The organism is Brevibacillus laterosporus, from assembly GCF_030489605.1.
In the GTDB taxonomy this organism is placed as follows: domain Bacteria; phylum Bacillota; class Bacilli; order Brevibacillales; family Brevibacillaceae; genus Brevibacillus_B; species Brevibacillus_B laterosporus_E.
In genome coordinates this window covers 169,139-194,559 of sequence record NZ_JAUKFY010000004.1, presented here as the reverse complement: position 1 = coordinate 194,559, position 25,421 = coordinate 169,139, and the positions used below count along the sequence as shown (strand labels likewise).

Sequence of the window (25,421 nt, the reverse complement as noted above, 5' to 3'; positions counted from 1 at the left end):
AAGGATCTTCTATACTATAGTGGTGAATTTTTTTCGAAGCTGAAAAATGTTTACAGAGAAAAGCCAAGCTCAGCAATAAAGCTTGGCTTTTCGGCACATGTAAAGCGTTTTTTTCCATTCATTCTTAACAAACGAAGCTACTTCTTTTGTATTCATTTTCTTATAAAGTCTTTTTCGCAGAAAACGCTCAAACATGTGGGGAAACGAAAGGTCAATGTACAGAAGCCCTAATTCATGAGACTGTAGTGGGTTTTGCTGTTGATACGCCTGTAAAAAAGACTCAAAGCGTGAGGGACTAAAGGCTTTATGCTTGCGCATGATCATAAAGTGCATACGAGAAATATCCTTGGAAACAAAATCGTGTCGGATATCTTCCCAGTCGATAAGATAAGGAGTGTCTTTCTGAAACATGGTGTTTCGAGGATGATAATCCCCGTGACATAGATAATGCTGTTCATCTGGGTACGATTTCCATTCGTGATAAAAAGGATAAGCAAGCAGCTTTTGATAGGCCCATTCGGCACGCGTGCTAAACCGTTTGCAATAACGTATAATCCACTTGATTTTAGGAGAATCAGAATGTAGATGCTTCTTATACCACTGGTCGATACGTTTTTTATCCGCTTGATACTCATTTTCCCAGTCTAAGGCACCCATGGCTCTACAGCCTGCCGGGGGAGAAAATCCTAAGGAGCGCTGATGAAACCGACCGATAAGTTTACCCAGCTTTACAATGTTTTTCAGGGAAGAAACAGTGGGACTTTTCCCTTTAATCCACTCCTGTAAAATGTATCGTTTGTTTTCGAATGTGAAATATGGCTGTCCGTTTACTGTTAGATATTCACGGGGGATTAAAACATTTTTTTCATGTAGATGCTGTTGGGCTGCACGGATGTAACACATACGGCTCTCCTGCTCTTCCTTTCCTTTCAGAAGATAGATGCCTTGGTCGGTTACGATTTTACTTACATGTACAGATGAAATTCTACTTAAATTTTTACTTGAACGTATTGTCAAGCCAAAATGTTTTTTAACTTGATTTGCAAGTAGCTTGTTCATGAGAATGCCCACATCCTCTAAGTCAGTATCTTTTTCAGTCTATGACGCAAATGAAGAGTTGTGTACCTGTACCCACTTGAATCCGCGTAACCAAGTGTCAAAAATTATAATGTAAAATACTGGGGCCGGGGATGTGATTTCGTGAAGGAAAACAGGCTATTTTCTTGGTTTGACAACGGTATGTCCTCATCATACAATGATGCATATGAATGCAAAGCGGCACACATTTACATGAAGAGCCGCCTTCGGGAAGGAGATGTGGCTATGAATCGTGCACTAGTTGTTATTGATTATACGGTTGACTTTGTAGCAGATAAGGGAGCGCTAACATGTGGAGCACCTGGACAAGCTATTGAGAATCGCATACGTTCGTTGATAGAAGAATTTCTGCAAAACGGGGACGAGATTATCATGGCTGTTGATCTTCATGAAGAGAATGATCCTGACCATCCGGAGACAAAATTATATCCTCCTCATAATATTCGTGGAACACATGGCCGCGATCTTTATGGAGAGATTCAAACGATTTACGAACAAAATAAAGAACGTATTATCTGGATGGATAAAACAAGATACAGTTCTTTTGCGGGAACCGACTTGGATATTCGCCTGCGAGCAAAAGGCATTACGGAAGTGCATTTAGCCGGTGTATGCACGGATATTTGTGTACTCCATACGGCAGTTGATGCCTATAACCGCGGATATCAAGTGGTCATTCATGAGGATGCCGTGCAAAGCTTTTCGGCTACAGGGCACGAGTGGGCCTTGCAACACTTCAAGAATGCGATGGGTGCTACCGTCGTGTCAAAATAAAGGAGCTGCCAGCTGTGAACTATGAGAATTTGACGTTACATACGGACAAATATCAGATCAACATGATGTATGCTCATTGGAAAAATGGTACACACAATCAAATTCGTGTTTTTGAGGCTTATTTCCGAAAGCTGCCTTTTGGAAATGGCTTTGCTGTGTTTGCCGGATTACAACGGGTTATTGAATATATTGACAATCTGCACTTTACGAAACAAGAGCTGGAGTATTTAGCTGAGCAGGAAGAAAATTATGAGCCTGCTTTCTTAGAAGAGCTAGCAAAATTGCGTTTTACAGGTCAGCTTCGTTGTATGGCTGAGGGAACCATCATTTTTCCAAATGAGCCATTGCTACAGGTAGAAGCTCGTGTCTTTGAAGCACAATTAATTGAAACTGCCATTCTAAACTTTATCAACTACCAGATTTTAATTGCGACAAAGGCGGCACGTATTCGTTTAATCGCTCCAAATGAAACTTTGCTGGAGTTTGGAACAAGACGAGCACAGGAAGCAGACGCCGCCGTATGGGGGGCACGCGCGGCCTATTTGGCGGGTTTTGATGCCACGTCAAACATGAGAGCTGGTATGTTGTTTAAAATTCCTACAAAGGGTACGCACGCCCATTCGTGGGTGCAGGACCATGCTACAGAGGAGGAAGCGTTTGAGAAATTTGCAAAGGCACTTCCTGAAAATGTGGTTTTGCTTGTGGATACATATGATACGTTAAAAAGCGGAGTGCCTAACGCCATAAAGGTGGGAGAAAAGCTACGTAAAGAAGGAAAGCAATTAAAAGGCATTCGGCTCGATAGTGGGGATATTGCTTATTTGTCGAGAAAAGCCCGCAAGATGCTAGATGATGCAGGTTTTCCGGAGGTAGCGATTATAGCATCCAATGATTTAGACGAGAATGTGATATTCAATCTAAAAATGCAAGGTGCTCAGATTGATACTTGGGGTGTGGGAACCAAGCTCATCACAGCGGAGGATAATCCGGCATTAGGTGGAGTATATAAGGTGGTAGCGAAGAAAGAAGGAGATCACTACATCCCGACGATTAAAATCTCAGGAAATCCAGAAAAAATTACGACTCCAGGGAACAAACGTGTATATCGAGTGATTAACAAGGATACGGGTAAGGCTGAAGGAGATTATATCGCAATGGCAGAAGAACAGGTTCATGGCCTGCCGCGTATTATGTTATTTGATCCAGTTCACGTTTATCTTCATAAATTCGTGGAGAACTACGAGGCAATCGAATTATTGCAAACGATCTATAAAGATGGAGTCTTAGTGTATCAATCTCCTACTCTTGAAGAGATTAAAGAATATCATAAACAACAGTATCAACTGTTTTGGGATGAATATCTGCGTAAATTAAATCCGGAGAGGTATCCAGTTGATTTAAGTCAATTAGTCTGGGACACCAAAATGAATCTCATTTCGGAGCATAAACAAAAATAAAGCAGATGAATAAGAGGGCGTTCGATTAACCGAGCGCCCTCTTCATTTGTTGAAGTGCAAGATGTTAACAGCTGGCAATGATTTTCTTACTGCTCATTATGATCTGGTTCGTCAGCCTTTTTAGGTTGGTGGGGAAGATCAATGGTAATCGTAGTACCTTTACCCAATTTACTTTCGATTTGCATTTCACCACCATGATTGCTCACAAGGCGCATTGTAATAGGCAGACCTAAGCCAGTCCCGCCTTCTTTCACAGAGAAGAAAGGGTCCATCACACGAGATAGATATTCTTCAGGGATACCATTCCCGGTATCAATAATGCGAATGCGTACGCCTGATGTTGTTTCTGTGCAGACAACTTTTAGTTGTCCTCCCTGTGGCATTGCCTCCATGCTATTTTTCATTAAATTTAACAAGACTTGCTTCATCTGCTCCTGATCAACATAAAGCGAAATGGTTGGAGGGCAAATAAATTTCATTTCAATTCCATGCAGAAGAGCTTCCCCCTTGGTTAAGGTAAAAATAGAGTTCAATAGCTCCAAGGCAGGAATTTCACGATTTATAGGCGTTGAGGGTTTTGACAACAGTAACATTTCCGTAACGATTTTGTTCACACGCTCTATCTCTTGCAGGACAAGTGATAGGTGATATTTTTTACGTTCTTCTTTTGTTAGCTTTTGTTGCAGCAATTGAATAAATCCATAGATTACTGTTAGAGGGTTACGAATTTCATGAGCGGCACCAGCAGCTAATTGTCCGACCAAGGCTAGTTTTTCGGATTGGTTAATATATTGTTGTACCTGCTCTTGTTCGGTAATGTCGGATAAAACAACCATCCATCCCATATTTCCTTGATCATTATCACGTAAAGGTACGTAGGATACTAAACCAAGAAAAGGAGAGTCATTTTTATGTAATAGCTCCATTTTTTTATTCTCAAACCAAACGGAATCACAATCCACGCTTGGATCATCTTTTGAGACCCAGACTTGCGGAGTCACTGTACGCGGATATGATTCTTCATCTAGCTGTACTAATTCCAAGGCCTTGCGGTTAATATAAACTTCACCAGTAACAAAATGGCGGGTAATGATCCCGACAGGCAAGGAATCAAGAATTTGCTCTCGAACATGCTTTTCTTGGGCCAAAATTTGATTTTGGCGTTCTCCTTGTTGAAAGAGAAGAGAGATATTGCGCGACATCTTGTTACATTCTTGTGCTAGTTCATAAAATTCATCGCGTACACTGTACGTAATTTGCTGACCAAAAGTTCCATTCGAAACCTCGCGCACCTGTCTTAGGAGCGAGCGAATCGGACGCATTAGTTCTTTTCGGAAGTAGAGGGTACAAAATAAGCCGAACAAAATAGAGGCCACCGAAATGGTATATGTAATAATGAGTGAAAATTTTAGTCGTTTGCTGCTGTTTAGCACTTCTTCTGATGTTTTTGTTTCAATTGTTCGTAAGGATAGACTGACGAACTTTTCTAAGTAAGCGATTTTAGGGTCTACCTCTGTTGTTAAGACGAAGGTAACAGCGTCTACGTTGTTGGCTTTCAGTAATGGATCAACTTTATTTAGAAAAATAAGATCTAATTCATGAATAAGGTCGATGATTTGGAAAAATTCCTTGTTTTCCTCATTTCGTTTCAACATGGTAAACGTATCTCGCATTTCAAAAACAGTATAGTATTTTTCCAAATAATTAGGTTCACGTGTTGATACATACATTTGTAAGGCAAACATTTTCGTATACAATTGATTTTTTAATTCTAATAAAGCATTGATTTGTGGAACAACCTTTTGCGTTAAATGAGATTCCTCAGAGGTTACCTTGGTGATCTGATAACTATTCAGAATTGCAACGGAGCCAATGAGAAGCATCATCACAAAGTAACTTAACATCATTTTCATCTGAAATCCCATGTTGCGAAAAGGGGACATTAATATCCCTCCTAAGCCATGATCAATGGGCATTGGCTCGTTTTAGATTTTCTATGGTACGATTCATTTCTAGTTGGACGGAAAGAGGAACCATCTTTCCATAAGGACCCAAGCAATTTACATTCTCATTCAGCCCATACAATACAGTACCACTTTCAAGTCTTTTTTGAAGATATTGTTCAATTAAGGTCGTATAAACCTGCTCTACGTCTTGCACGAGGCTGGAAATTACATGGTTCGGAGCTAAGAAACGCTGGTCACTAATATATCCGATAGCAAGGACATTTTGTTTTTGCACCTCATTTATTACTTGTAAATTAATACTATCACCTGCAGAGTAAATCACATCAGCTTTATGTTCAGTCATCAAATTCCGGGCGGCTTTGACTGCGGCCTTTGTATCATTGTAATCTGGAATAAACCTTATCAAAGCTTTTACGGAAGGGTCTGTCTCTTTCACTCCACGCTCTAATCCCTTCGCAAGAGGCCTATCATTAGGCATATCTGCAACGATAAAGCCAACAGTCTTCGTTTTGGACATCAGGGTAGCCAGCTTGCCGATAAGATAACCGGCTGGTTCCATATCAAATTGAATGACTGTTTGATTTGGATGACTGGCCGTTCCGTTAAGAGTGACAAACCTTGTATTGGGATACATGGCAGCCACTTCTGCAAAGGGTTCAGAGAAAACGATTCCGTGACCCATGATTAAATCATATCCTGACTCTGCCAGATTGGATGCGACTGCCTTAATTTTATGTCTATCCACTTCCTGAACGATCTCTAGATCAAAATGATACTTGTCTTGCAGCTTATACATAGTCTGCAGAGCTGCGCTATTCCAAGCTTGATCGAAAGTAGGACCTTCTAAAAGTAAAGCAATTTGATGCTCGGCTACATTTTTTCGTGTGAACCCTTGGATTTGTTTCATATTTAATAGAAACTGAAAGGTTAGGAGCAAAAGTAACCAGATTACCAAAGCTCCAATAATGTAGACGAAACCCTTGGATTGTTCGGTCACTTCATTTCCTCCCATAGGTGACATATACCATATTTGAACATTAGTTCTCATTTGCAAGATTCGACAAATAATAACAATTTCCTGCTTGGTTTAATCATACATATTAATAACATAAAAGATGTTTTTTTGAAATAAGTAAATTTTATCCTCTTAAAGTATAAATTGTAATAAAAAACGAGAGATAGGCTAAATGATACAAATATAGCAGGAAAATAGACATATTGAAATGATATTTTCTAATGATGGTGATTTTTAAGTGATCCCAGCAAAAAAGCAGGAGTTTTCCTTTATAAAACGAATCCAAATTAGATAAGGGGGAGATAACACAACATGTTACAATTTAAGGATTTTCCGTATGAACGAATTGATATGTCTCAATTGAAGGAAGAATTTACTGAACAATTGAATAAATTTACAGAAATAAGTACTTATGAACAAGAAGAAGCAGCCATAACGACTATACTCGCCTTACAACGAAAATTTCTAACAGCATGGAGCATCGCTAGCAATCGTTTTTGTATAAACACGGAAGATGACTTTTATAAGAAAGAACAAGAATTTTACGATGAGCAGGTTCCTTACTTTGATGAGTGGAAGAACGAATACTATCGTGCAATTTTACATTCTCGCCACAGAGAGAAGCATGAGCAAAAGTGGGGGAAGGTTTATTTTACATTGGCAGAAAAGCAAATGAGTACCTTCTCTCCAGATGTTCTTCATGATCTGCAGGAGGAGAATAAATATTGTAGCGAATATGTAAAATTGATAGCCAGTGCCAAGGCTGAATTTGATGGCAAGGAACTATCCTTACCCGAACTAGGCCCGTATCAGCAATCAACCGATCGGGATATTCGTAAAAAAGCCAGTGATGCAAAATATCAATATATGAAAGATCATGAAGCAGAACTAGACCACATATTTGACAAGCTTGTTAAAATCAGAACAGCTATCGCACATCAGCTGGGCTTTCCTTCCTTCGTGGAGCTAGGCTATGCCCGTATGCAACGAATTGACTATAACCAAGAGATGGTTGGAGTATTCCGTGAACAAGTGAAAAAGCAGATTGTACCAGCCCTGAACCGGCTAAAAGAACGTCAGCGACAACACATTGGAGTCTCGACTTTAACTTATTACGATGATCCTTTGTTGTTTCCTTCTGGAAATCCAGTCCCTAAGGGAGAGCCGGAGTGGATCTTAGAAAACGGGAAAAGAATGTATAAGGAGCTATCACCTGAGACGAATGAGTTTTTTCAAATGATGGTAGATAAAGGCTTGCTTGATGTGTATAGCAGAAAAGGAAAGGCAACAGGCGGCTACTGTGACTATTTTCAGGAGCAACAAGTTCCATTTATTTTTGCCAACTTTAATGGAACTTCCCATGATGTTGTTGTGCTAACACATGAGGTAGGTCATGCCTTCCAAGCTTATTCCAGTAGGCACATCCCCATGCCAGAATGTATCTTTCCAACTAGTGAATCAGCAGAGATTCATTCCATGAGCATGGAATTTTTAACCTGGCCATGGATGTCTCTCTTTTTTAAAGAGGACGCTGAGAAATTTAAATATGAGCATGTACATGATAGTCTTTCCTCCATTCTGTATATTTGCATGGTGGATGAATACCAGCATTATGTTTACGAAAATCACACAGCAAGCCCCGAGGATCGCAAACAAGCATGGAGGCAGCTAGAACGGGAGTACCGTCCTTACTACAACTTTGAAGAGAATGATTATTTAGAGCGCGGAAACTACTGGCATCAGCAGCGCCATATCTTCAAGTATCCATTTTATTATATTGATTATGGTCTCGCTCAAATCTGTGCCTTCCAGTTTTGGCAATTAGCAAATAAAGATCGAGAACAAGCGTGGAAAAACTACTTGCGTATTTGCGAAGTAGGAGGCAGCAAAAGCTTTACGGAGATTGTCGAGCTGGCAGGGCTGCGCTCTCCATTTACAGCAGGCTGTCTAGATTCAGTTGTTAAGGACATTGTAGATTGGTTAGAACAAGCTGATTATGAAAATATGTAAGAATGTAGCGGGGAATAAATAGAAAGATCGGGTGTACGCGACAAGCTAATACGTACGCCCGATCATCCGCCTTTCACACATTCAGATTTTTAACTTCGTAGCAGTAGGCTTTGCTTGTAAGTAATAAATCAGTTCTTAGCTTTTAGGTGCTGCTACTCTCTCTATCTCCTCACTCACCACGCAGGCAAGATCATCATTTTCATACATGGATAGCATAGCAAGCAGTGTAGCATTTTCAATCGTGCCGGCTTCTTCCCTGGGAACGGTCAGCTCCATGATTTGGTTAAGCAATGGATTTTGACCTTGCTTGGGATACGCTCTCTGATATAGCTCATGTGGATCAAGTCCATGATTGATGCACCATTGTGCAAAGACTAGAATCATCATATGTTCATCATGCTGATATTGTCGGATAATCTGTTCCTCAATTTCTTTGCGGCTCATTTTCCTTCTCCTTTACAATTACACTTCTACTTCTACAAGACGTCCATCAGGCAAACGAATGACATACTCTTTGCATAAGAGTGTCGCTTTACAGCAAGGGCTTTTATCTTTTTTACGCGCTTTTTTTAAAATATCTGCCTTTCTGCCGCACTCAGAACAGTATGTCTGATAACCTTCCAGCATTTTAACCGCAAATAAGGGAGCCCCTATGCGTTTACATTCGGTTACGAATTCTGGCGTACCATCCGCAAAGGGCTTATTTTGCAAGCACAGATGGTAATGAGCAAGCTCATGCTTAAGAGTGGCGATGACATGCTGGGCGCCAAATTGATTGTATTGCCACAGGCTTTGTACGATTTTAATAGGCTTTTGATAGGTTCGCTCAAAAATAAACCTTCCTGCGGCATCCTTTACTGATTTATCCCATTCGATAGGAATTTTACAAGGACGGCCAAAATAATGAAGGCTTAATTGATTGCCAATTTGATACAGTTCCGCGGAGGAAGAAGTATCAATTCTCCAAATAGCTCTCTCTTGAAAGCTACTAGAGAGTGATAACGTTTGTTGTTTTTCCTTTGTTAAACGTTTTATTTGCTGAATAAAATCATATACGTCCTGATAGGAGAGCTTCTCCAGCTCCAATTCACGTTTTAGGTCCACAACAAAAAGGTGGGCGTATAAATATTTTAACATGAGGGCTGTTGGTTTTTGTTTACTATTCATATCTCTATTGTAGCGAGAGTAAAACAAAGATGGCAAGAAAAAATAGCTACCTTTAGAGACCAGGTATTTACAGTTCTTTGGATTACATTAGAAGACGTTTTCATGTAAAATATTTAGAAGAAAAATGAATAATGCGATAAGTCTGGTGTTATTTATAAGTAAAATTATTACGTAGAAGGGAGAAAGTCTGTATGAGCAAGAAATACTTTAGTCTAGAAGAAGCGAATCAATATATCCCGTTTCTAGAAAAAGAGCTCCTTTTTTTACGAGATCAAAAGCGCGAAATTTCTGAGAAATATCACCGCTTGCAAATCGTCAAAAGTCATGTTGACCATATTGGGATTAATGACTTTGCGGATCATGAGGTTTTTGAATTAGAATGTCAGATAGAGTTTTTGCATATGGAATATACCATGCATGCTGAAGCGATCGAAAGACATGGTATGAAGGTTAAAGAGGTAGAGCTTGGGTTAGTGGATTTTCCGGCCATTCTAGATGGAGTAGAGGTATATCTCTGTTGGAAGCTGGGAGAGGGGAGTGTTAGCCACTATCATGGTGTGGAAGAAGGATTTCTTGGGAGAAGAAAAATCTCGTAGCTCCTACACAGCTTCTTCTTAGCCTATGGCCAAAAGTATTTTTATAATACGAACGAACGAGGGATGAGCGGAGGAAACATGCTTGTCCCTTTCTTTTATGTAGCTGTAGATCTAGATTGCTGTTCTATTATAGACAAGACTAGCAATCCGTTTTTGCAGTTTAGAGAAAGCTGATTGCAAGAAAATAGATATACAGGGGCGAATCTAAGAGGAGGATGTTTTTTAGTAGACAATAAAGGATCGTAAAGCTGGAGAGGGAAAACAATGCAAACTGAGTTGGCCACGTTTTCATTTCTGATGAATCAAGTAAAAGACATTATCTTCTTGATAGAAGTAACGGCAGATCAGCAATTCGTTGTGTTACAGGCAAATGAAGCATTTTTAGAAGCTACTGGATATGAATATGAGGACGTTGTTGGAAAACCTATACAAGCCTCTTTCAAAGAAGAATCAATGCTCTTTTCTGTGGATAAATGTTTAGAGGCCGTACAACAGCAATCCACAGTCGAATATGAAGAAAGTCTGAACGCTCCGCTTGGTACCTCTACGTACGAAATTGCCTTACATCCCATTCAGCAAGCAAATTCAACTCAATTTGTAGTTGGGATTGTACGCAATATTACCGAACGAAAGCTTGTGGAAGAGAAGCTGTGTAAATCTGAGAAGCTATGGGTAGTAGGTCAGCTCTCAGCTGCCATTGCTCATGAATTACGTAATCCCTTAACCTCTTTAAAGGGTTTTCTTAAATTAATGGAGAAGCAAATGGAAAACAGAGATGAGAGGATACAGAAGTATCTGCAAATCATGGGGGGAGAATTCGAACGAATCGAACAGATTGTTGATGGATTTATGCAGTTGTCTTTACCTGAACCAATACAACGTGACTATCTGTATCTTCCCAGTCTTGTAGAGGAAGCAATTGAGCTATTTTATGAAGAAAATCAATCCCTGATCCTAGATATCCACATTGATTTTCATTTCTATGGAGAAATCCCCATGATTAGCTGCGATCGGGACTTAATGAAGCGAGTTTTACTAAACTTGTTCATGAATGCAGCCGAGTCAATGCCTGATGGGGGAGATATTTTTCTGACAGTGTATGTAAACGAGCTAGAGGTATGCATAGCAATCGTGGATGAAGGTATCGGCATTGAAGAAGAACGCTTGCATCGGTTAGGAGAACCCTTTTATTCGACGAAGGAAAAAGGAACAGGACTGGGACTCACTATGTGTTATCAAGTCGTGAAACAGCATCAGGGGAGAATCATGATTCATAGTCAGGAAAATGAGGGGACGATTGTCACTGTTGCCCTCCCCATCAATCCTTTATAAAAATATTTGAAGACGATAGTTATTTTTCGAAAGGAACGGGGATAAAAGGCCTGATACAGCTCATACGTATAGAAAATGAGTTTGAACAATAACAATTTCATCAGACACCTAGGGGGAAACGGACATGAATAAAGGACGTACATTACGAGTTGGAGATTGCGTTGGATTAATAGCGCCCGCGAGTCCAGTAGAGGGGGATCGGGTAGAGAAGGCGGTATCCGAGGTAGAAGCTATGGGATTTCGTGTTAAGGTAGGGCCTAGCAGCTATCGATCCTTTGGAGGATATTTAAGTGATACACCAGAAAATAGGGCCTGTGAGTTGGAAACGATGTTTAGCGATCCTGAGGTGAGGGCGATTTGGTGTCTTCGAGGAGGCTATGGCACACCGCAGCTTTTAGACTTATTGGATTACTCCATTATAGCAGAGAATCCGAAGTTATTTATTGGCTACAGTGATATTACAGCGTTGCATACGGCATTTATGCAGGAAGCTTGCTTGGCTACTCTGCACGGACCCATGGCAGCAGTAGAACCGGTTAATGGTTTTGATCCCCTTTCTAAAGAGTACTTAGAACGGGCATTCTTTTGTGCAGAGCCGTTGGGTGAAATCGTAAATCCACCTGATATAGCTGCTCGTTGTCTTGTGCCAGGTACGGCATCTGGCACTATAGTTGGCGGGAATCTTAGCTTAATATGTACGACGCTGGGAACAGCATACGAGCTTGATACGACGGATAAAATATTATTTTTAGAAGATATAGATGAAGAGCCGTATCAAGTGGATCGCATGTTAACTCAATTAGCTTTAGCAGGTAAATTTTCTGATGCAAGTGCAATCGTCTTAGGCTCCTGGGAGGCTTGTGCCTCAAGAGAGGGGAAAGAAAGCTTTACGGTGGAGGAGGTTTTGGAAAGAATCATTGTTCCTTTTCAGAAACCTACACTGGCTAATATGCAAATCGGTCACGATCCTATTAACCTCCCTTTACCATTAGGTGTGAGAGGTACTGTAACCGCTCATGAAGGAATACTTTGTGTGGAAGAAAGTTTAACGATAGAATGAGGATTGTGATAAATTAGCTATGATATGTAAGAAGGATAGGGTATAATACGAAAGGCGTCTCTTTTGATGCCCGTCCAACTATCTCTTACATAACTGGAGGGACACGAACATGAGTGTACATATCGAAGCTAAAGAAGGCCAAATTGCAGAATCTATCTTATTACCAGGTGACCCGTTGCGTGCCAAATACATTGCTGAAACATTCTTGGAGAACCCAGAGTGCTTTAATAATGTTCGCGGTATGCTAGGATTTACAGGTACTTATAAAGGAAAACGCGTGTCTGTTATGGGAACTGGAATGGGTGTACCATCTATTTCTATCTATGTTCATGAATTAATTAACTCTTATGGCGTGAAAAATTTGGTTCGCGTAGGCACATGCGGTGCGATCCAAAAAGACGTAAAGGTTAGAGACATTATCATTGCGATGTCTTCCTCTTCTGACTCTGCCGTTAATAAAGTACGTTTTAACAATATCGATTATGCACCAACAGCTAACTTCGACTTGTTGAAAAAAGCGTATGACGTAGCTGCTGAACGTAACATGCCGACTAGGGTTGGTAACGTATTTACTAGTGATTCGTTCTACAATGATGATACAACTCGTTTGCCAAAATTGGCTGAATACGGCGTCCTAGCGGTTGAAATGGAAACAACTGCTCTGTACACAATCGCAGCTCAATTTGGTGCTCGCGCATTGTCTGTCCTCACAGTAAGTGATCACATTTTGACAGGTGAAGAAACAACAGCTATGGAGCGTCAAACCACCTTTAACCAAATGATTGAAGTTGCATTGGAAGCTATTATTGCAGAAGCGTAATCAATGCTTCTACTCGTCCTGCCTATGAATTGGGCGGGACAATTTTTTTATGTAAAAAGGTTTCAAACTGCATTAAAACGGTTACAAACAGATTGTGGAGTTTAATTCATAGGGAGATGGTCATTGTTGATAGCTCAATTATTAGAGCAAACCGAGCGTGCAGAGAAACAATTGGAACGTATTCGTCACAGGCTTTTGGGCATTCATCAACGATTGGATAGTACTGAAAACCGTTTGTCGAAGATTCGGAGTCAACTAGTAACCATCGACCGGCGTTTAACTAACATTCAAAAAGGCTGTAGTTAACTTTTTCAAATTCCACAAAATAAAGCCTTATCTTCCAAAAAGATAGGGCTTTCTACTTTTAGGAAACGAATCTAGGAAAATAGCCCTGATCCGTTTAAACTGCTTTGAAGGGCTGCGGATTTCATAGGTGCGACCCAGAAATGGTGGGTCTTTTTTTATGCAGGAAAAAGGCTCAAGGATTGTATGCTTGTACGGTTCCAAAGAAATGACTTTTAAATATATTACTAGTATATAGAAAACATTTATAAAATTTTTATTGTTAGTATGATTTTGTTACAGAGAGGAGTTATAAAATGGGACTTTGTCGATTATTTTGGCGATTGTTTGGAGGCAAACCTTATATTCCTCCTTTGAAAAATGCATGCAACAGGTTCCTTAATGTAGATACGAATATTACAACGGCAGCAGGTGAAATTGTTATTTTTGTAGTGGAAGTAGGAAGCGATTTTGTGAAAGGAATTGATTCAAGCAATAATATTGTGCTGGTACCCTATTCAGCGGTTTTAGCGGTTCGAGTAGCTGACTAACGAAAAATTAAAACTCTGAAAGAAAGGGGTACGGCAATGTTTAGAAAAGAACTAGAAGAATATATAGGCTATGAGGTACAGATTCATGTGCTACAGCGGATTATTTATGGCATCCTGCGAGAGGTAACGAATGCTACGGTAACGGTAAGGATGCTAAATGGTCCTGATTATAGTAAGTACGTGGATGTAGAAGTACCTATGTTAAATATCTCTTACGTAACCATTCCCTAGCTCTTGAAAACACATTCAACATCAACCGTGTTTCCCTTATCAGAGCGATGGTGCCATCGTATAGAAGCTGTTTTTATCTTGGCAGTATAAAAGATGCAGGGCAATATAAAGCTGGAAACACTCGCTTAGCTGGCGGGTGTTTTTTTGGTAGGAAAATTTTACCCAACGCAACCAATTCATTCAAGTGTGATTTCAAATCACCTTGGTCCAGCAATTCAAAACACAAAAGTGAGCTGTGAAACCAGAAGACACAACATAGATGAATGGAAAGGTATTGTTTTGGATGTTTTTAAACAAAGATATCTGAAAAGTATAATAAGTGTTGACTTTGCGAACATTTTTATTTACAATGTCTGTAAGTCAACAGATGGGATTTTTTCACAAAAAATATAAATTTACCAAATAGAAAGGGGGATCGCCTATAATCTGCTTTTCTTAGTAACAAATGAAAAAGGTAAACACTTGAAGGAGGGAATTGGAATAAAGAAGTGGGTCCAAGTAAGAATAGCAAGACCAACGGATAAATATGAAGAGGTTATCAGCTTTTATGAAACAGGTCTAGAACTAAAACGGATTGGGAGCTTTGAAAATCATGAAGGCTATAATGGAATCATGTTTGGCTTACCTGATGCAGAATATCATTTAGAATTTACCAGGCATGTGAACGGAAGTCCTTGCCCAGCTCCAACAAAAGACAATCTCTTGGTATTTTACATGCCCGATATAAATGAAATTCAGAAAATTACCGCTAGATTGCAGTCAATGGGCTATTACCCGGTTGAGCCGGAGAATCCTTATTGGAAAGAAAAAGGGATTACAATAGAAGATCCTGATGGCTGGAGAATTGTATTCATGAATGCGGCGGAGTAAGTTTTAGATAAAGACACCTTGATTTCAACTTCCCCCAACAGTAACAAAGAAGCATGTAACCACTAGCAAGGATATTCAACAAGATGTTGACTGTTTTCTATTTGGCATTCCCTTCTGAAAAGGAGCGGGTGCCTGCAAATTCCCAAGCTTTAAAGAAGTGGGAAAGCCTGTTAAAAATAGATGTTTTAACAGGCTTTTTTTATAAAAACATGCTCTAATGATGAATTTTCCAGCTACATATGAAGGAATTCTCGCCATAAATCTTTATATGTGACAAGAATAAGTGATAATGATTTTCAATAATGTATAGAGGAGGTGAATTACCCTTGAAAATTTTAATTTCGGGAAGTGGGATTGCTGGGTTAACATTGGCTAATTGTCTTTTAGCCTATGGCTATCAACCTGTTGTGATTGAAAAAGCCAGTTCGTTCCGATCAATAGGCTCAGTCATTAGTTTACGCGGTGATGCCCTTTTTGTTTTAAGGAAACTAGGCTTACTAGAACAGGTGAAAAAATGTGGGGTTGTAATGGAGACACGGCGTTTTGTTCAGGCAGATGGAAGTGAACTGCGAAATATTGACTTCAGAAAGTTTCATATACAACAAGGCGGCTCAATTGGGATTCATCGTTTTTCCCTTCATCAGATCCTCTATGACGCTATTAAAAACCAAATTGATGTTAGATTTAATACGACAATCCAGTCTCTCACACAATACGAAGAAAGCGTTCAGGTTTGTTTTCAGGATGGGAAGGAAGAATCCTTTGATTTCGTATTTGGGGCGGATGGCATCCATTCACAAACGAGGAATTTGGTGATGGGCAATCAACTTGAAGAACTGCTGGATGTCGGATTTTCCGTATTTACTATCCCTAAGCCTGCGCTTTTGATCAAAAACCTGGATACAAACCAAACACTAGAGTCATTAATGCCAGGATATTATGTCCAATGCGGTATGGATGCGGACTATGTATGGGGAATGTTTATCTACAAGCAAAAACATCGCGAACAACTGAAAGATATGAACAACAAGGAATTTTTGCTAGCGTTATGCAAAGACATTACATGGGGCGTTCGGGATATTATTGAACAAATTGATCATCCCTCTATCATCTTTCAGGACACAATGACTCTCATCAAGCTATCAAAATGGAGCCAGGGACGAATCGCGTTAGTTGGAGATGCCGCCCATGCTATGACATTTATGTCGGGAACCGGCGGTGGAAAATCAATGCTGGGCGCCTATCATTTAGTTGAGGAATTAATGAATTGCTCTACACATCATGAAGCATTTCAAAATTATGAATCCTATTTAAAACATGCCGTTCAGAAAACGCAGAAAAAATCAATCAAAGCAGCTCAGTTCTCTTCATCGGACAATCAGTTAATGGTCTACTTTAAGAAAGCACTTCTTAAATATTTCCCCACTTTTCTTATGAATGCTGTGTTAAAAAATCTCTTCGTCGTAAAGCCGCAGAATACCGCAAATACGTTGTAAATAGGGTTGAAATAGAACCGGGGTGCCGCCGATACCCGAAAACCTGTAACTTCCCAAGAATGGTAGCATTTTCAGCCGCTCCAGACGGGATGAATAGAGATCAGAGAAGCTGACCTACAGAAAGCATCATTTCTGTAGGATTTTTCTGCTTGCAAAAAGGAGAAAAAAGTTTTAGAGTCATGTAACATTTCTCCAATCTCTCCGTCAAAGCTTATGAAACAAGCAAAAATAAATGGCTACATACAAGCTGAAGGGCTAATAGGGTAGCAATCTAGCATTGTTTTGACTATAAATTAACAAAAATAACATTATGATTTTTGTTTTTATAACGTGGGAGGGTTTTTCAAATGAAAAAGAAAATGATCGCAGTTGTTTTAGCAGGAGCAACACTCGTAGCAACAGGAGCGTACGCGCAAGAAGGTGTATATGATAAATATGTGAAGACCAATGTTTACGATGCAACTGGTAAAGTGATTGGGCAGACGAGAGCAGGTAGCGAATCATTACCAGAGGTGAAAAATAGTAAAATGACAATGGATCAGGTTTATGAAGAGTTATTGAAAAAAATGGAGATGGTTCCACTTTATAAAGAAATAACCGTGAAACGTGAGCAGCAAGGGAAGATTGTTACCTCTACAGCAAGGGAATGGTATAATCCGTTAGACAGAGGATATCGGATTGAGGAGAAAGATCATACAGGGGTTATCACTTATAATGTGTTCAATGGCACGTCCTCACTCAGCTATCGTGAAGGGACGAAATCTGCTAGTGAAATTACGGCTGCACCTGATCAAAAAGTGGTAAATAACGATGTTTTTTATCTTCGCGAATTAAAAAACAACCACAAGCTGCAATTTCTAGGTGAAGAAACCATCAACAATCGTGCAACGTATCACATCATGGCCATCCCTACTCAGAAGGATGATCTTCAAGTAGAGTTGTGGATGGACAAAGATACAGGCGTTGCTATGAAGTCAATCACAACAGTTTTTGGCTTACAAGGGATCACTGAAGTAACCAAATTAGATTTTTATCCTGAGTTTACGAAGGAATTATTTACACTTACTTTACCATCTGACGTAAAGGTGCATAAGGATATGCAATTTGCCCCGCAAAAATAAACCATAGACTTCGAATCTAATCTAAAAAATGATCAAAAGAGAAGAAACCCTCGAGTATCTCCTAGTGTAAGGCGGTGCTTGGGGGTTTTTCCATTCCAGAAATACACTTGCAAAGCACATTCCTTTGTTTACATGACTTATAATAAAAGAAACACGAAAAAAGAGATGCTTGGATTTAACTGGAAGGAGAGTTCATCTATGGAGGAAATCGTTATTATTGGAGCTGGCCCATGCGGTTTGTCAGCGGCTGTAGCATTAAAAAAACGCGGAATCGATCCGCTTGTGCTGGATAAAGGAAGCTTGGTACATTCTATCTATCGGTATCCTACCTATATGATATTTCATAGCACCCCAGAGTTATTGGAAATTGGGCAGGTTCCCTTTACTACTCCGAATGAGAAACCAACCCGTTTAGAAGCCCTTCATTACTATCGGATGGTTGCAAAGAGGCATGATATTCGCGTGCAGACATTTGAAGAAGTGGGAAGGGTCGAAAAAGTTGACAAGCATTTTGTTGTGTCTAGCACAGATCGCTTTGGTTCGGCTAAGCAATATGAAACAAAGCGTGTTGCCATTGCTACGGGTTATTTTGATAATCCTAACCGTCTAGGCATTCCAGGAGAAGAACTGTCAAAAGTAAGCTCGTTTTATACGGAGGCTCATCCTTATGCAGGACTGGAAGTAGCTATTGTAGGTGGCAATAACTCTGCGGTGGATGCCGCGATGGATTTAGAGCGGGCGGGGGCTTACGTCACAGTGATCTGCCGTGGCGAGAAGCTTTCTTCTCGTGTGAAAGCATGGACTCGTCCTGTTTTTGAAAGCTTGTGTGAAAAAGGGCGAATCAAGGCGTACTATTCTTCTGAAATCCAAGAGATTACGGATAAAATGGTGATCTTAAAAAATCCTGAGGGGATTACGGAGATTCCTAATGACTTTGTTTTTAGCCTCATTGGTTATCGACCTGACCGTCAGCTACTGCAAAGCCTCGGCGTAGAGCTGGACCGTGAAACGGGAGCGCCGATATTTGATCCAATGACTATGGAGACGAATGTTCCGGGTGTATTTGTTGCAGGAGTGATTGTCTCTTCTGCGCACGCCAATGAAATTTTTATTGAAAACGGCAGGTTCCATGGCGAAGTGCTAGCTAAGAGCTTGACTACATAATGGATGAAGGAGCACCATTAACCTTCCTCTAGCTGTTGTATAGCAAATGAGCCGATATCCCGTGGCAGGATATCGGCTTTATTAGTCATGCTAGAATCGTTACTTTCGTTTGTAAGTCCATGTGTATATTACTGCTCCAAGCATAATTGCAACTAGTAAAACAAGCGATACATTGCTGTATAAATAAGCAGTAGGAACAGACACGGTGGGAAGTGCAGGAAAATCAAGCCCGTGTTTCGATAACAGACCGCCCACAATCGCTACCCCAATTCCTTCTGATAAAAAGCACGAAAGGTTAAGCATTCCCATTCCCGCACCGGCTTCCTCAGATGTTAGTGAGTCTGCAACGCTGGAGGAGACCACGGTTTTAACAAATGAGAGGCCTCCAAAAGTCATGATCAGCATAATGGATGTTATCCATGGTGATTTCTCTACGAACAATGAAATAACGAGGAAGCTTAGCACTATCAAAAAGGCTCCAAGGTACAGAACAAACGTGTTTCCTCTTTTGTCCACAAGACTTCCGCCCATAATACCGAAGAAAATGACGCTGATCGTACCGGGAAACAGGATGCCGCCGCCGATCATTCCTGTTGACAAATGATAGACATCCCTCATCATATAGGGAACCATTGAAATGAAGCCAGCAACCGTTCCTAATAAGATGCTTCCTGCCAAAACACCTGTTACAAACATTCGATTTTTAAACAAAGCAGGTTCAATAAAAGGTTGTTTTGCACGACGGATATACAGAGAAAATATCAACAGCACGACCAGGCTGAGTAGTAAATAGAACCAGTTATCTCCCGTTGAATATAAGGTAATCAATACAATCCCAACAGAGAGCAATGCTGTTCCCAATATGTCCACTTTTCCCCTACGAGCAGGCTCGTTTGGTAGCACTCGCATGAAGAACGGGAGAGAGATCAGTGTGATAATCGGTAGAACAAAAAGGAGGGACCAGTGGAAATGATGTGAAATGATTCCCCCGATGGCAGGCCCAATTCCCTCACCAAAGGCAACCATGGAACCGATCATACCAAAAGCCCTGCCTCGACTTTCTGCATTGATATACTTTGCCACAATCACCATGAAGATAGCTGGTACCGCAGATGCTCCAGCTCCTTGAATAGCACGAGCAACAATAACAGCAGGAAAATAAGCTTGTGCAAGTATACCGAAGAGTGAACCTCCACTGTAAATCAAAAGGCCAATCACAAGTAACTTCTTAACCCCATACGTATCAGATATTTTGCCATATACGGCAGATCCGATAGCAAAAGCAATCATGAAGCTTGTATTGATCCAGTTTACGTAAGCGGGCTGTAGACCATATTGCTTGGCTATATCAGGGAGCGATACATTAAACACTGTCTCATTAAAAACACTAAAAAAAGCAAGAAAGCTAAGCCACAGGAGTATTTTTTTTACGTGCTGAAAAGTGTGGCTTGGTCGATCAGCTTCTAAGTCAGCCATTGCGTTGCTTGTTATTTCTCTTCCATCTTTTTTCACAAATAGATGCCCCTTCCCTAAGTAAAGGGGAATCGCGCAGGTTACAGGGCAATTTATGCGTTTTCCCCTTGAATTTTTTGCGCCCGAATTATTCCTGTGTACTTCATACAAACGCCTCCTAAAAAAGATATGTAAGATTATATCACAACTAATTTTCGAATAGTCTTGCTTTATTAAATTATATCTAAAGAGCACCAAGGTCTTATTCGTTATATTTACTGCGAATGAAAACACCAAAAAGCTGTGCTTTTCATCTAATTTTTGTCATTTATTTCAGCCTTGAGGGCAGACTACAAGGCGAGGTGATGGAAGTGGGTAGTCAAAAGAGGCGAACCTTACGTCTTAAGGGCAGAAGCGCCTGTGTGCTCGCTTGCTTGCTTTTGTGGGTCAGCTTCTTTCATGGGAGCTCCTCTATCTTAGCGGATGAAACAAAGGAAAAGACTGTCCTTGCTGGTATTGATGTTCTTTTATTACATCCAGAGCTGTTACATGGTAAGAAGATTGGACTCATCACGAATCAGACTGGAGTCACTAAGGATTTGGTTACTGATTTGGACGCATTACAGCAAAAAGGTCTGAACGTAGTTGCCCTTTATGGTCCAGAGCATGGAATATGGGGGGTAAAGCAGGATGGAGAACCAACTGTTTTTCCTTCTGTATCGTCACAGGCAAAACAACATTCTATCCCTGCATTTGAGCTATATCAAAAGAAACCAGAACAGATTGCGATGCTATTTGCTTGCACGGATATTCTTTTGTTTGATCTGCAGGATGTGGGTGTCCGCTATTATACCTATGCTTCTACACTGGCTTATGTATTGGAGGCTGCTAAATTAGCAGATAAGCCAGTCATGGTGCTAGATCGTCCCAATCCCTTAGGCGGGGTCAGGATAGAGGGACCTATATTGGAGGAGGAGTGGAGCTCATTTATTGGAATGATGCCTATTCCTCTGCGTCATGCAATGACGATGGGGGAGCTTGCTCTTTTTTATAATGAAGAAATTATGCCTAACAAGCGTGGAGGAAAGGCAGACCTACGAGTAATTCGAATGCAAGGCTGGAAACGAGAGATGACATGGGATCAAACTGGATTGTTATGGGTAGCTCCTTCTCCTAATCTGCCCACAGTAGAGTCTGCTTGGTTATATGCTGCTACGGGATTGATAGAAGGAACCAATCTTTCAGAGGGAAGAGGGACCACTCGTCCATTCGAATGGGTTGGTGCACCTTTTATTCATGCTCATCGTTTGCGAGCAGATCTTGCCGGGGCAAATCTTCCTGGGATAGCAATTCGGGAAGCACATATGGAACCAATGTACGGTAAATATAAGGGACAAGCCATTCACGGTGTGCAATTGTATGTAACAGATCGAACAGCTTATAATAGCACATTAACGGGGCTTACCTTGCTTCATCTTATTAGAAAGCGTTATCCCCAGCATTTTAAATGGAGAGACGATAACTGGATTCATTATATGGCAGGTACGCGCTCCCTGCAGGAAGCAGTTGATCAGCAAAACCTAACCTTACAGGCCCATAATCCCCAGCAAATAATTCAAAAATGGAGAGCAGCTCTACAACCATTTGTAAAGGTGCGTCAAAAATATTTGCTGTATCGTAAAAGTGGATCAGGGAAACGTGATAAGGGAATACGCGATGAAATGAACCAGGCGATTGAACAGGCCATTGAGGACAAGATTATCCCGGGTGCCGTCGTAGCGATTGTTACAAGAGGACAAAGAAAAATACAGCAAGCCTATGGACATGCCTATCTATATCAAAATAAAGCTGGCAAACTGGCAGAAAAGCCTGTAAAAATGACGGATACACATTTATTTGACATCGCTTCTCTGACAAAGCTATTCACGGCTGTGTCCATTATGCAATTGGCAGAAAAACGAATGCTGCAGCTAGATAAGCCAGTAGCTGCCTATCTTCCCGCTTTTGCGAGCAAGGGAAAGCAGGATATTACTATTCGGCAGCTTTTGATTCATACCTCTGGATTTGCTCCTACTATGCGGCTGTACAGAGTACCGGGGGGGCGTGAGCAACGAATGAAGGCTGTACTCATGCTTGGACTCAAAAATCATCCCGGTGAAAAAATGGTGTACAGTGATCTTAATTATATTGTACTGGGGTATCTGATTGAACAGCTAACAGGGAAACGGCTGGATCAATATATGCAAGAGAATCTGTTTCAACCATTGGGAATGAAGCACACAGGGTTTTGTCCGAAAATAGATAGGCAGAAAATCGTAGCCACTGAACAGCAGCCTTGGACAATGCGCGACATGATCTGGGGAAGCGTTCATGATGAAAAGGCTTGGGCTTTGGACGGCGTCGCTGGACATGCTGGATTGTTTAGCAATGCAGACGATCTAGTGCGATTTGCTACGATGATTCTTCATAACGGAAAAGCAAGGGGAAAACGGATACTTAAGGCTGAGAGTGTACAAGAAATGCTCACGAATCAATTATCAGATAATTGCTCGAAAGAAATGGGGCTTGGATTTGAGCGGAATCAAGCCTGGTACATGGGGCATGGTTTTGTCACGCCTAGCGTGGGACATACTGGATTTACGGGCACTTCATTGTTAATCAATCAACAACAACAGTTTATCGTGCTGTTATTAACGAATCGAGTGCATCCGACCAGAGAAAAGCCTTCCCTTAATGCGTTGCGCCAAAAAATTGCTACCTTGGCTGCAATAGAAGGGGAGTAATCAACATGTGACGGAGGCCTGTATTCATGAAACGGAAGCATATTTTTGCTTATACGTCAGTTAGCTTGATTCTTCTTGCTTGTTTTTTCATTCCCTTTTTATCAAGAGACAGGGCAGATACCATGCGAACAACAACTGTGTCCACGACCCACCCCACAGATTTATTGTTGGCGCAAAATCTGCCTGAAACGCCGAAGACATATCCCGCCACGCAGATTCAACTACAAGCGTTGCATACCTATGCTGATGGCCATCTGTCTATGGTGCAAGCTAATGTAAGCTGGAGCTCTAGCAATCCGCAAGTAGCAACCGTTACGAGAGAAGGGCTTTTAACGATACAGGATAAATTGGGTCAAACAGTCATTTTAGTGTCAGATGGAACCTACCATGACCGATTGGTGCTTGAAAAGACGGACAAGAAAAGTGTGAAAGTCATTACCGAGCAACAGGGCAGATACGATGTTATTTCTCGAATGCTCGCTAACATGAGCGTGGCTGAAAAAGTAGGACAGACATTAATGCCGAGTTTTAGTATGTATGGCGGCAAACCTTTTCATGAGTTGACGCCAGAGATTGCAAATCAGATAAAGAGGCTTCAGCTAGGAGGTATCATTTTATTTAAAGACAGCCTAGATGAGACCAAACAAATTGTTCAATTGACAAATGCTCTACAGAAAAATCAGCATAAATTTGGCTTACTTATCGGTACAGATCAGGAAGGCGGAATTGTTTCGCGACTAAAGCAAGGAACGAATATGCCAGGTAATATGGCATTAGGTGCAACACGAAATCCGAAGCTAGCATATCAGGCTGGACAATCAATGGCAGATGAACTGCTCTCACTCGGGATTAATTTGGATTTTGCACCAACTGTAGACGTCAATAATAATTCTAAGAACCCAGTGATTGGGGTGCGTTCTTATGGTGAAAATCCACAATTAGTAGCCGAAATGGGTACTTCCTTTATTGCAGGCATGCAGGATGCAGGGGTCGTAGCTAGCGCAAAGCACTTTCCCGGACATGGCAATACATCGGTAGATTCCCATGTTGGTTTACCAGTTATTTCGTATGGGAAAAAACAGTTGGAGCAAGTAGAGTTCATTCCGTTTCGACAAGCGATCAAGAAGGGGGTGGATTCTGTTTTAGTCGCTCACATAGCCTTTCCACAGCTAGAGCCTATAAGGGTAGTGTCTCATCAAAAGGACAAATCCGTTTTTCTTCCAGCTACACTCTCACCTAAGCTTGTTCAAGGGTTATTACGCAGAGAGTTTGGCTATGATGGCTTAGTTATTACGGATGCTATGGATATGGGAGGGATTACACAGCACTTCGAGACTGTAGATGCCAGTATTCGTGCAATGAATGCTGGGGCAGACATTATTTTAATGCCCCCAGATGTTGAAAAGGTTAGTGTAGGAATGCAGAAGGCAGTCATGTCGGGAACAATTAAGAAGGAACGTTTGGATGAAGCAGTTAGACGGATTCTAACAGTGAAGATTAGAAGAGGAATTTTTCCGCAGGAACAGATGCCACATGTTCCTATTCTTCAACAAATCGCAGAGAAATCAGTCACTTCACCGGCTCACAAACAAGTGGAGCGAGCTATCGCTGAGCAATCAATCACAGTAGTTAAAAATGATGAAATACTGCCGCTCGATCCTTCTTCTGGACAAAAAATAGCTGTGATTGGGTCGCGATATACGAGTGAAATGACTAGGGCAATCCAGAAATATCATCAAAATACAGTAGCCATTAAGCTTTCCCATGTGATTAAAGCACAGCAACAACAACAGATGGAGCATGCCGACATTTTGATGGTTTTACCCGACTCATCCGCAGGAGGCATAAAGCCGGTAAATCAAATCATAAAAAAGCTGATTGACCAGAAGCAAAAGCCGGTAATTATGATTTCTACACGAAACCCATATCAGCTTACTGATTTTCAAAAGGTCCCTGTGTATGTGGCGCAATATGGAAATGCAGATGCAAGCTTTCAAGCCACAGCAGCGATTCTGTTTGGTCAAGGGAAATCCAAAGGGAAGCTGCCCGTTACAATATATGATACGAAAGGCAACATTTTGTATCCCTACGGTCATGGACTGTGAACTGTGTGTTTGCAAATGGAGTGAAAGCGGAAGACGTTGCACATACTAACAAAAAAGTTGTAAAGGTAGG

22 protein-coding genes are annotated in these 25,421 nt (G+C 40.9%); 16 read left to right on the top strand and 6 right to left on the bottom strand.

Features of this window, described 5'->3' with window-relative positions; translation table 11 throughout:
• Window positions 1–69 precede the first annotated feature (69 nt).
• Window positions 70–1,059: a phosphotransferase gene (locus QZ995_RS06245; RefSeq protein ID WP_301804460.1), complete on the bottom strand. Its 990-nt coding sequence runs from the start codon at window positions 1,057–1,059 to the stop codon at window positions 70–72.
• 264 nt (window positions 1,060–1,323) lie between these two features.
• Between QZ995_RS06245 and QZ995_RS06240 the strand changes: the two genes are divergently transcribed.
• Window positions 1,324–1,872, top strand: coding sequence for a cysteine hydrolase family protein (locus QZ995_RS06240; RefSeq protein ID WP_301804456.1), 549 nt, complete (start codon window positions 1,324–1,326; stop codon window positions 1,870–1,872).
• A gap of 14 nt (window positions 1,873–1,886) precedes the next feature.
• On the top strand, window positions 1,887–3,329 hold the full coding sequence (locus QZ995_RS06235; RefSeq protein WP_301804453.1) for a nicotinate phosphoribosyltransferase: 1,443 nt from the start codon (window positions 1,887–1,889) through the stop codon (window positions 3,327–3,329).
• A gap of 86 nt (window positions 3,330–3,415) precedes the next feature.
• Here the strand turns inward: QZ995_RS06235 and QZ995_RS06230 are convergent, their stop codons facing one another.
• Together QZ995_RS06230 and QZ995_RS06225 are read right to left on the bottom strand one after the other, a co-directional pair.
• Entirely contained in the window at window positions 3,416–5,272 is a 1,857-nt protein-coding gene (locus QZ995_RS06230; RefSeq protein ID WP_301804451.1) for an ATP-binding protein, read from the bottom strand.
• Window positions 5,273–5,294: 22 nt separating this feature from the next.
• Window positions 5,295–6,293: a BMP family ABC transporter substrate-binding protein gene (locus QZ995_RS06225; protein WP_301804449.1), complete on the bottom strand. Its 999-nt coding sequence runs from the start codon at window positions 6,291–6,293 to the stop codon at window positions 5,295–5,297.
• 330 nt (window positions 6,294–6,623) lie between these two features.
• Between QZ995_RS06225 and QZ995_RS06220 the strand changes: the two genes are divergently transcribed.
• Window positions 6,624–8,321 (top strand): M3 family oligoendopeptidase, encoded by a 1,698-nt coding sequence (locus QZ995_RS06220; RefSeq protein WP_301804447.1) that lies wholly within the window; start codon window positions 6,624–6,626, stop codon window positions 8,319–8,321.
• Window positions 8,322–8,456: 135 nt separating this feature from the next.
• Here the strand turns inward: QZ995_RS06220 and QZ995_RS06215 are convergent, their stop codons facing one another.
• Both QZ995_RS06215 and QZ995_RS06210 read right to left on the bottom strand, forming a co-directional pair.
• The gene (locus QZ995_RS06215) at window positions 8,457–8,765 is read right to left on the bottom strand and encodes a hypothetical protein (protein ID WP_301804444.1); all 309 of its coding nucleotides are present in this window, start codon (window positions 8,763–8,765) and stop codon (window positions 8,457–8,459) included.
• 18 nt (window positions 8,766–8,783) lie between these two features.
• Complete coding sequence (locus QZ995_RS06210) at window positions 8,784–9,488, bottom strand: SprT-like domain-containing protein (RefSeq protein WP_301804442.1); 705 nt, start codon at window positions 9,486–9,488, stop codon at window positions 8,784–8,786.
• A gap of 191 nt (window positions 9,489–9,679) precedes the next feature.
• On the opposite strand from QZ995_RS06210, the gene QZ995_RS06205 reads away from it, so the two are divergent.
• The 11 genes from QZ995_RS06205 to QZ995_RS06155 all read left to right on the top strand — a co-directional run bounded on the left by QZ995_RS06205 (window position 9,680) and on the right by QZ995_RS06155 (window position 19,011).
• Window positions 9,680–10,084: a DUF2203 domain-containing protein gene (locus QZ995_RS06205; protein WP_301804440.1), complete on the top strand. Its 405-nt coding sequence runs from the start codon at window positions 9,680–9,682 to the stop codon at window positions 10,082–10,084.
• 264 nt (window positions 10,085–10,348) lie between these two features.
• Window positions 10,349–11,416: an ATP-binding protein gene (locus QZ995_RS06200; protein WP_301804438.1), complete on the top strand. Its 1,068-nt coding sequence runs from the start codon at window positions 10,349–10,351 to the stop codon at window positions 11,414–11,416.
• Between the two features lie 124 nt (window positions 11,417–11,540).
• On the top strand, window positions 11,541–12,476 hold the full coding sequence (locus QZ995_RS06195) for a S66 peptidase family protein (protein WP_301804435.1): 936 nt from the start codon (window positions 11,541–11,543) through the stop codon (window positions 12,474–12,476).
• A gap of 109 nt (window positions 12,477–12,585) precedes the next feature.
• Window positions 12,586–13,296, top strand: a complete 711-nt coding sequence (gene deoD, locus QZ995_RS06190; protein WP_301804433.1) for a purine-nucleoside phosphorylase — start codon at window positions 12,586–12,588, stop codon at window positions 13,294–13,296.
• A 126-nt stretch (window positions 13,297–13,422) separates the two neighbouring features.
• On the top strand, window positions 13,423–13,602 hold the full coding sequence (locus tag QZ995_RS06185; protein ID WP_099421465.1) for a hypothetical protein: 180 nt from the start codon (window positions 13,423–13,425) through the stop codon (window positions 13,600–13,602).
• Window positions 13,603–13,895: 293 nt separating this feature from the next.
• Window positions 13,896–14,129 (top strand): hypothetical protein, encoded by a 234-nt coding sequence (locus QZ995_RS06180; protein WP_301804427.1) that lies wholly within the window; start codon window positions 13,896–13,898, stop codon window positions 14,127–14,129.
• A gap of 36 nt (window positions 14,130–14,165) precedes the next feature.
• Complete coding sequence (locus QZ995_RS06175) at window positions 14,166–14,360, top strand: hypothetical protein (RefSeq protein ID WP_301804425.1); 195 nt, start codon at window positions 14,166–14,168, stop codon at window positions 14,358–14,360.
• Window positions 14,361–14,840: 480 nt separating this feature from the next.
• Window positions 14,841–15,230, top strand: a complete 390-nt coding sequence (locus QZ995_RS06170) for a VOC family protein (protein ID WP_301804860.1) — start codon at window positions 14,841–14,843, stop codon at window positions 15,228–15,230.
• Window positions 15,231–15,556: 326 nt separating this feature from the next.
• Window positions 15,557–16,726 (top strand): FAD-dependent monooxygenase, encoded by a 1,170-nt coding sequence (locus QZ995_RS06165; RefSeq protein ID WP_301804423.1) that lies wholly within the window; start codon window positions 15,557–15,559, stop codon window positions 16,724–16,726.
• A 347-nt stretch (window positions 16,727–17,073) separates the two neighbouring features.
• On the top strand, window positions 17,074–17,847 hold the full coding sequence (locus QZ995_RS06160) for a LolA family protein (RefSeq protein ID WP_301804422.1): 774 nt from the start codon (window positions 17,074–17,076) through the stop codon (window positions 17,845–17,847).
• Window positions 17,848–18,045: 198 nt separating this feature from the next.
• Window positions 18,046–19,011 carry a YpdA family putative bacillithiol disulfide reductase gene (locus QZ995_RS06155; RefSeq protein WP_301804419.1) on the top strand — a complete coding sequence of 322 codons (966 nt, stop codon included), beginning with the start codon at window positions 18,046–18,048 and terminating at the stop codon, window positions 19,009–19,011.
• A 99-nt stretch (window positions 19,012–19,110) separates the two neighbouring features.
• Here the strand turns inward: QZ995_RS06155 and QZ995_RS06150 are convergent, their stop codons facing one another.
• Window positions 19,111–20,487, bottom strand: a complete 1,377-nt coding sequence (locus QZ995_RS06150) for an MFS transporter (RefSeq protein ID WP_437124721.1) — start codon at window positions 20,485–20,487, stop codon at window positions 19,111–19,113.
• A gap of 347 nt (window positions 20,488–20,834) precedes the next feature.
• On the opposite strand from QZ995_RS06150, the gene QZ995_RS06145 reads away from it, so the two are divergent.
• Both QZ995_RS06145 and QZ995_RS06140 read left to right on the top strand, forming a co-directional pair.
• Window positions 20,835–23,246, top strand: coding sequence for an exo-beta-N-acetylmuramidase NamZ domain-containing protein (locus QZ995_RS06145; RefSeq protein WP_301804415.1), 2,412 nt, complete (start codon window positions 20,835–20,837; stop codon window positions 23,244–23,246).
• A gap of 26 nt (window positions 23,247–23,272) precedes the next feature.
• On the top strand, window positions 23,273–25,351 hold the full coding sequence (locus tag QZ995_RS06140) for a glycoside hydrolase family 3 protein (RefSeq protein WP_301804413.1): 2,079 nt from the start codon (window positions 23,273–23,275) through the stop codon (window positions 25,349–25,351).
• The last annotated feature ends 70 nt before the right edge of the window (window positions 25,352–25,421 follow it).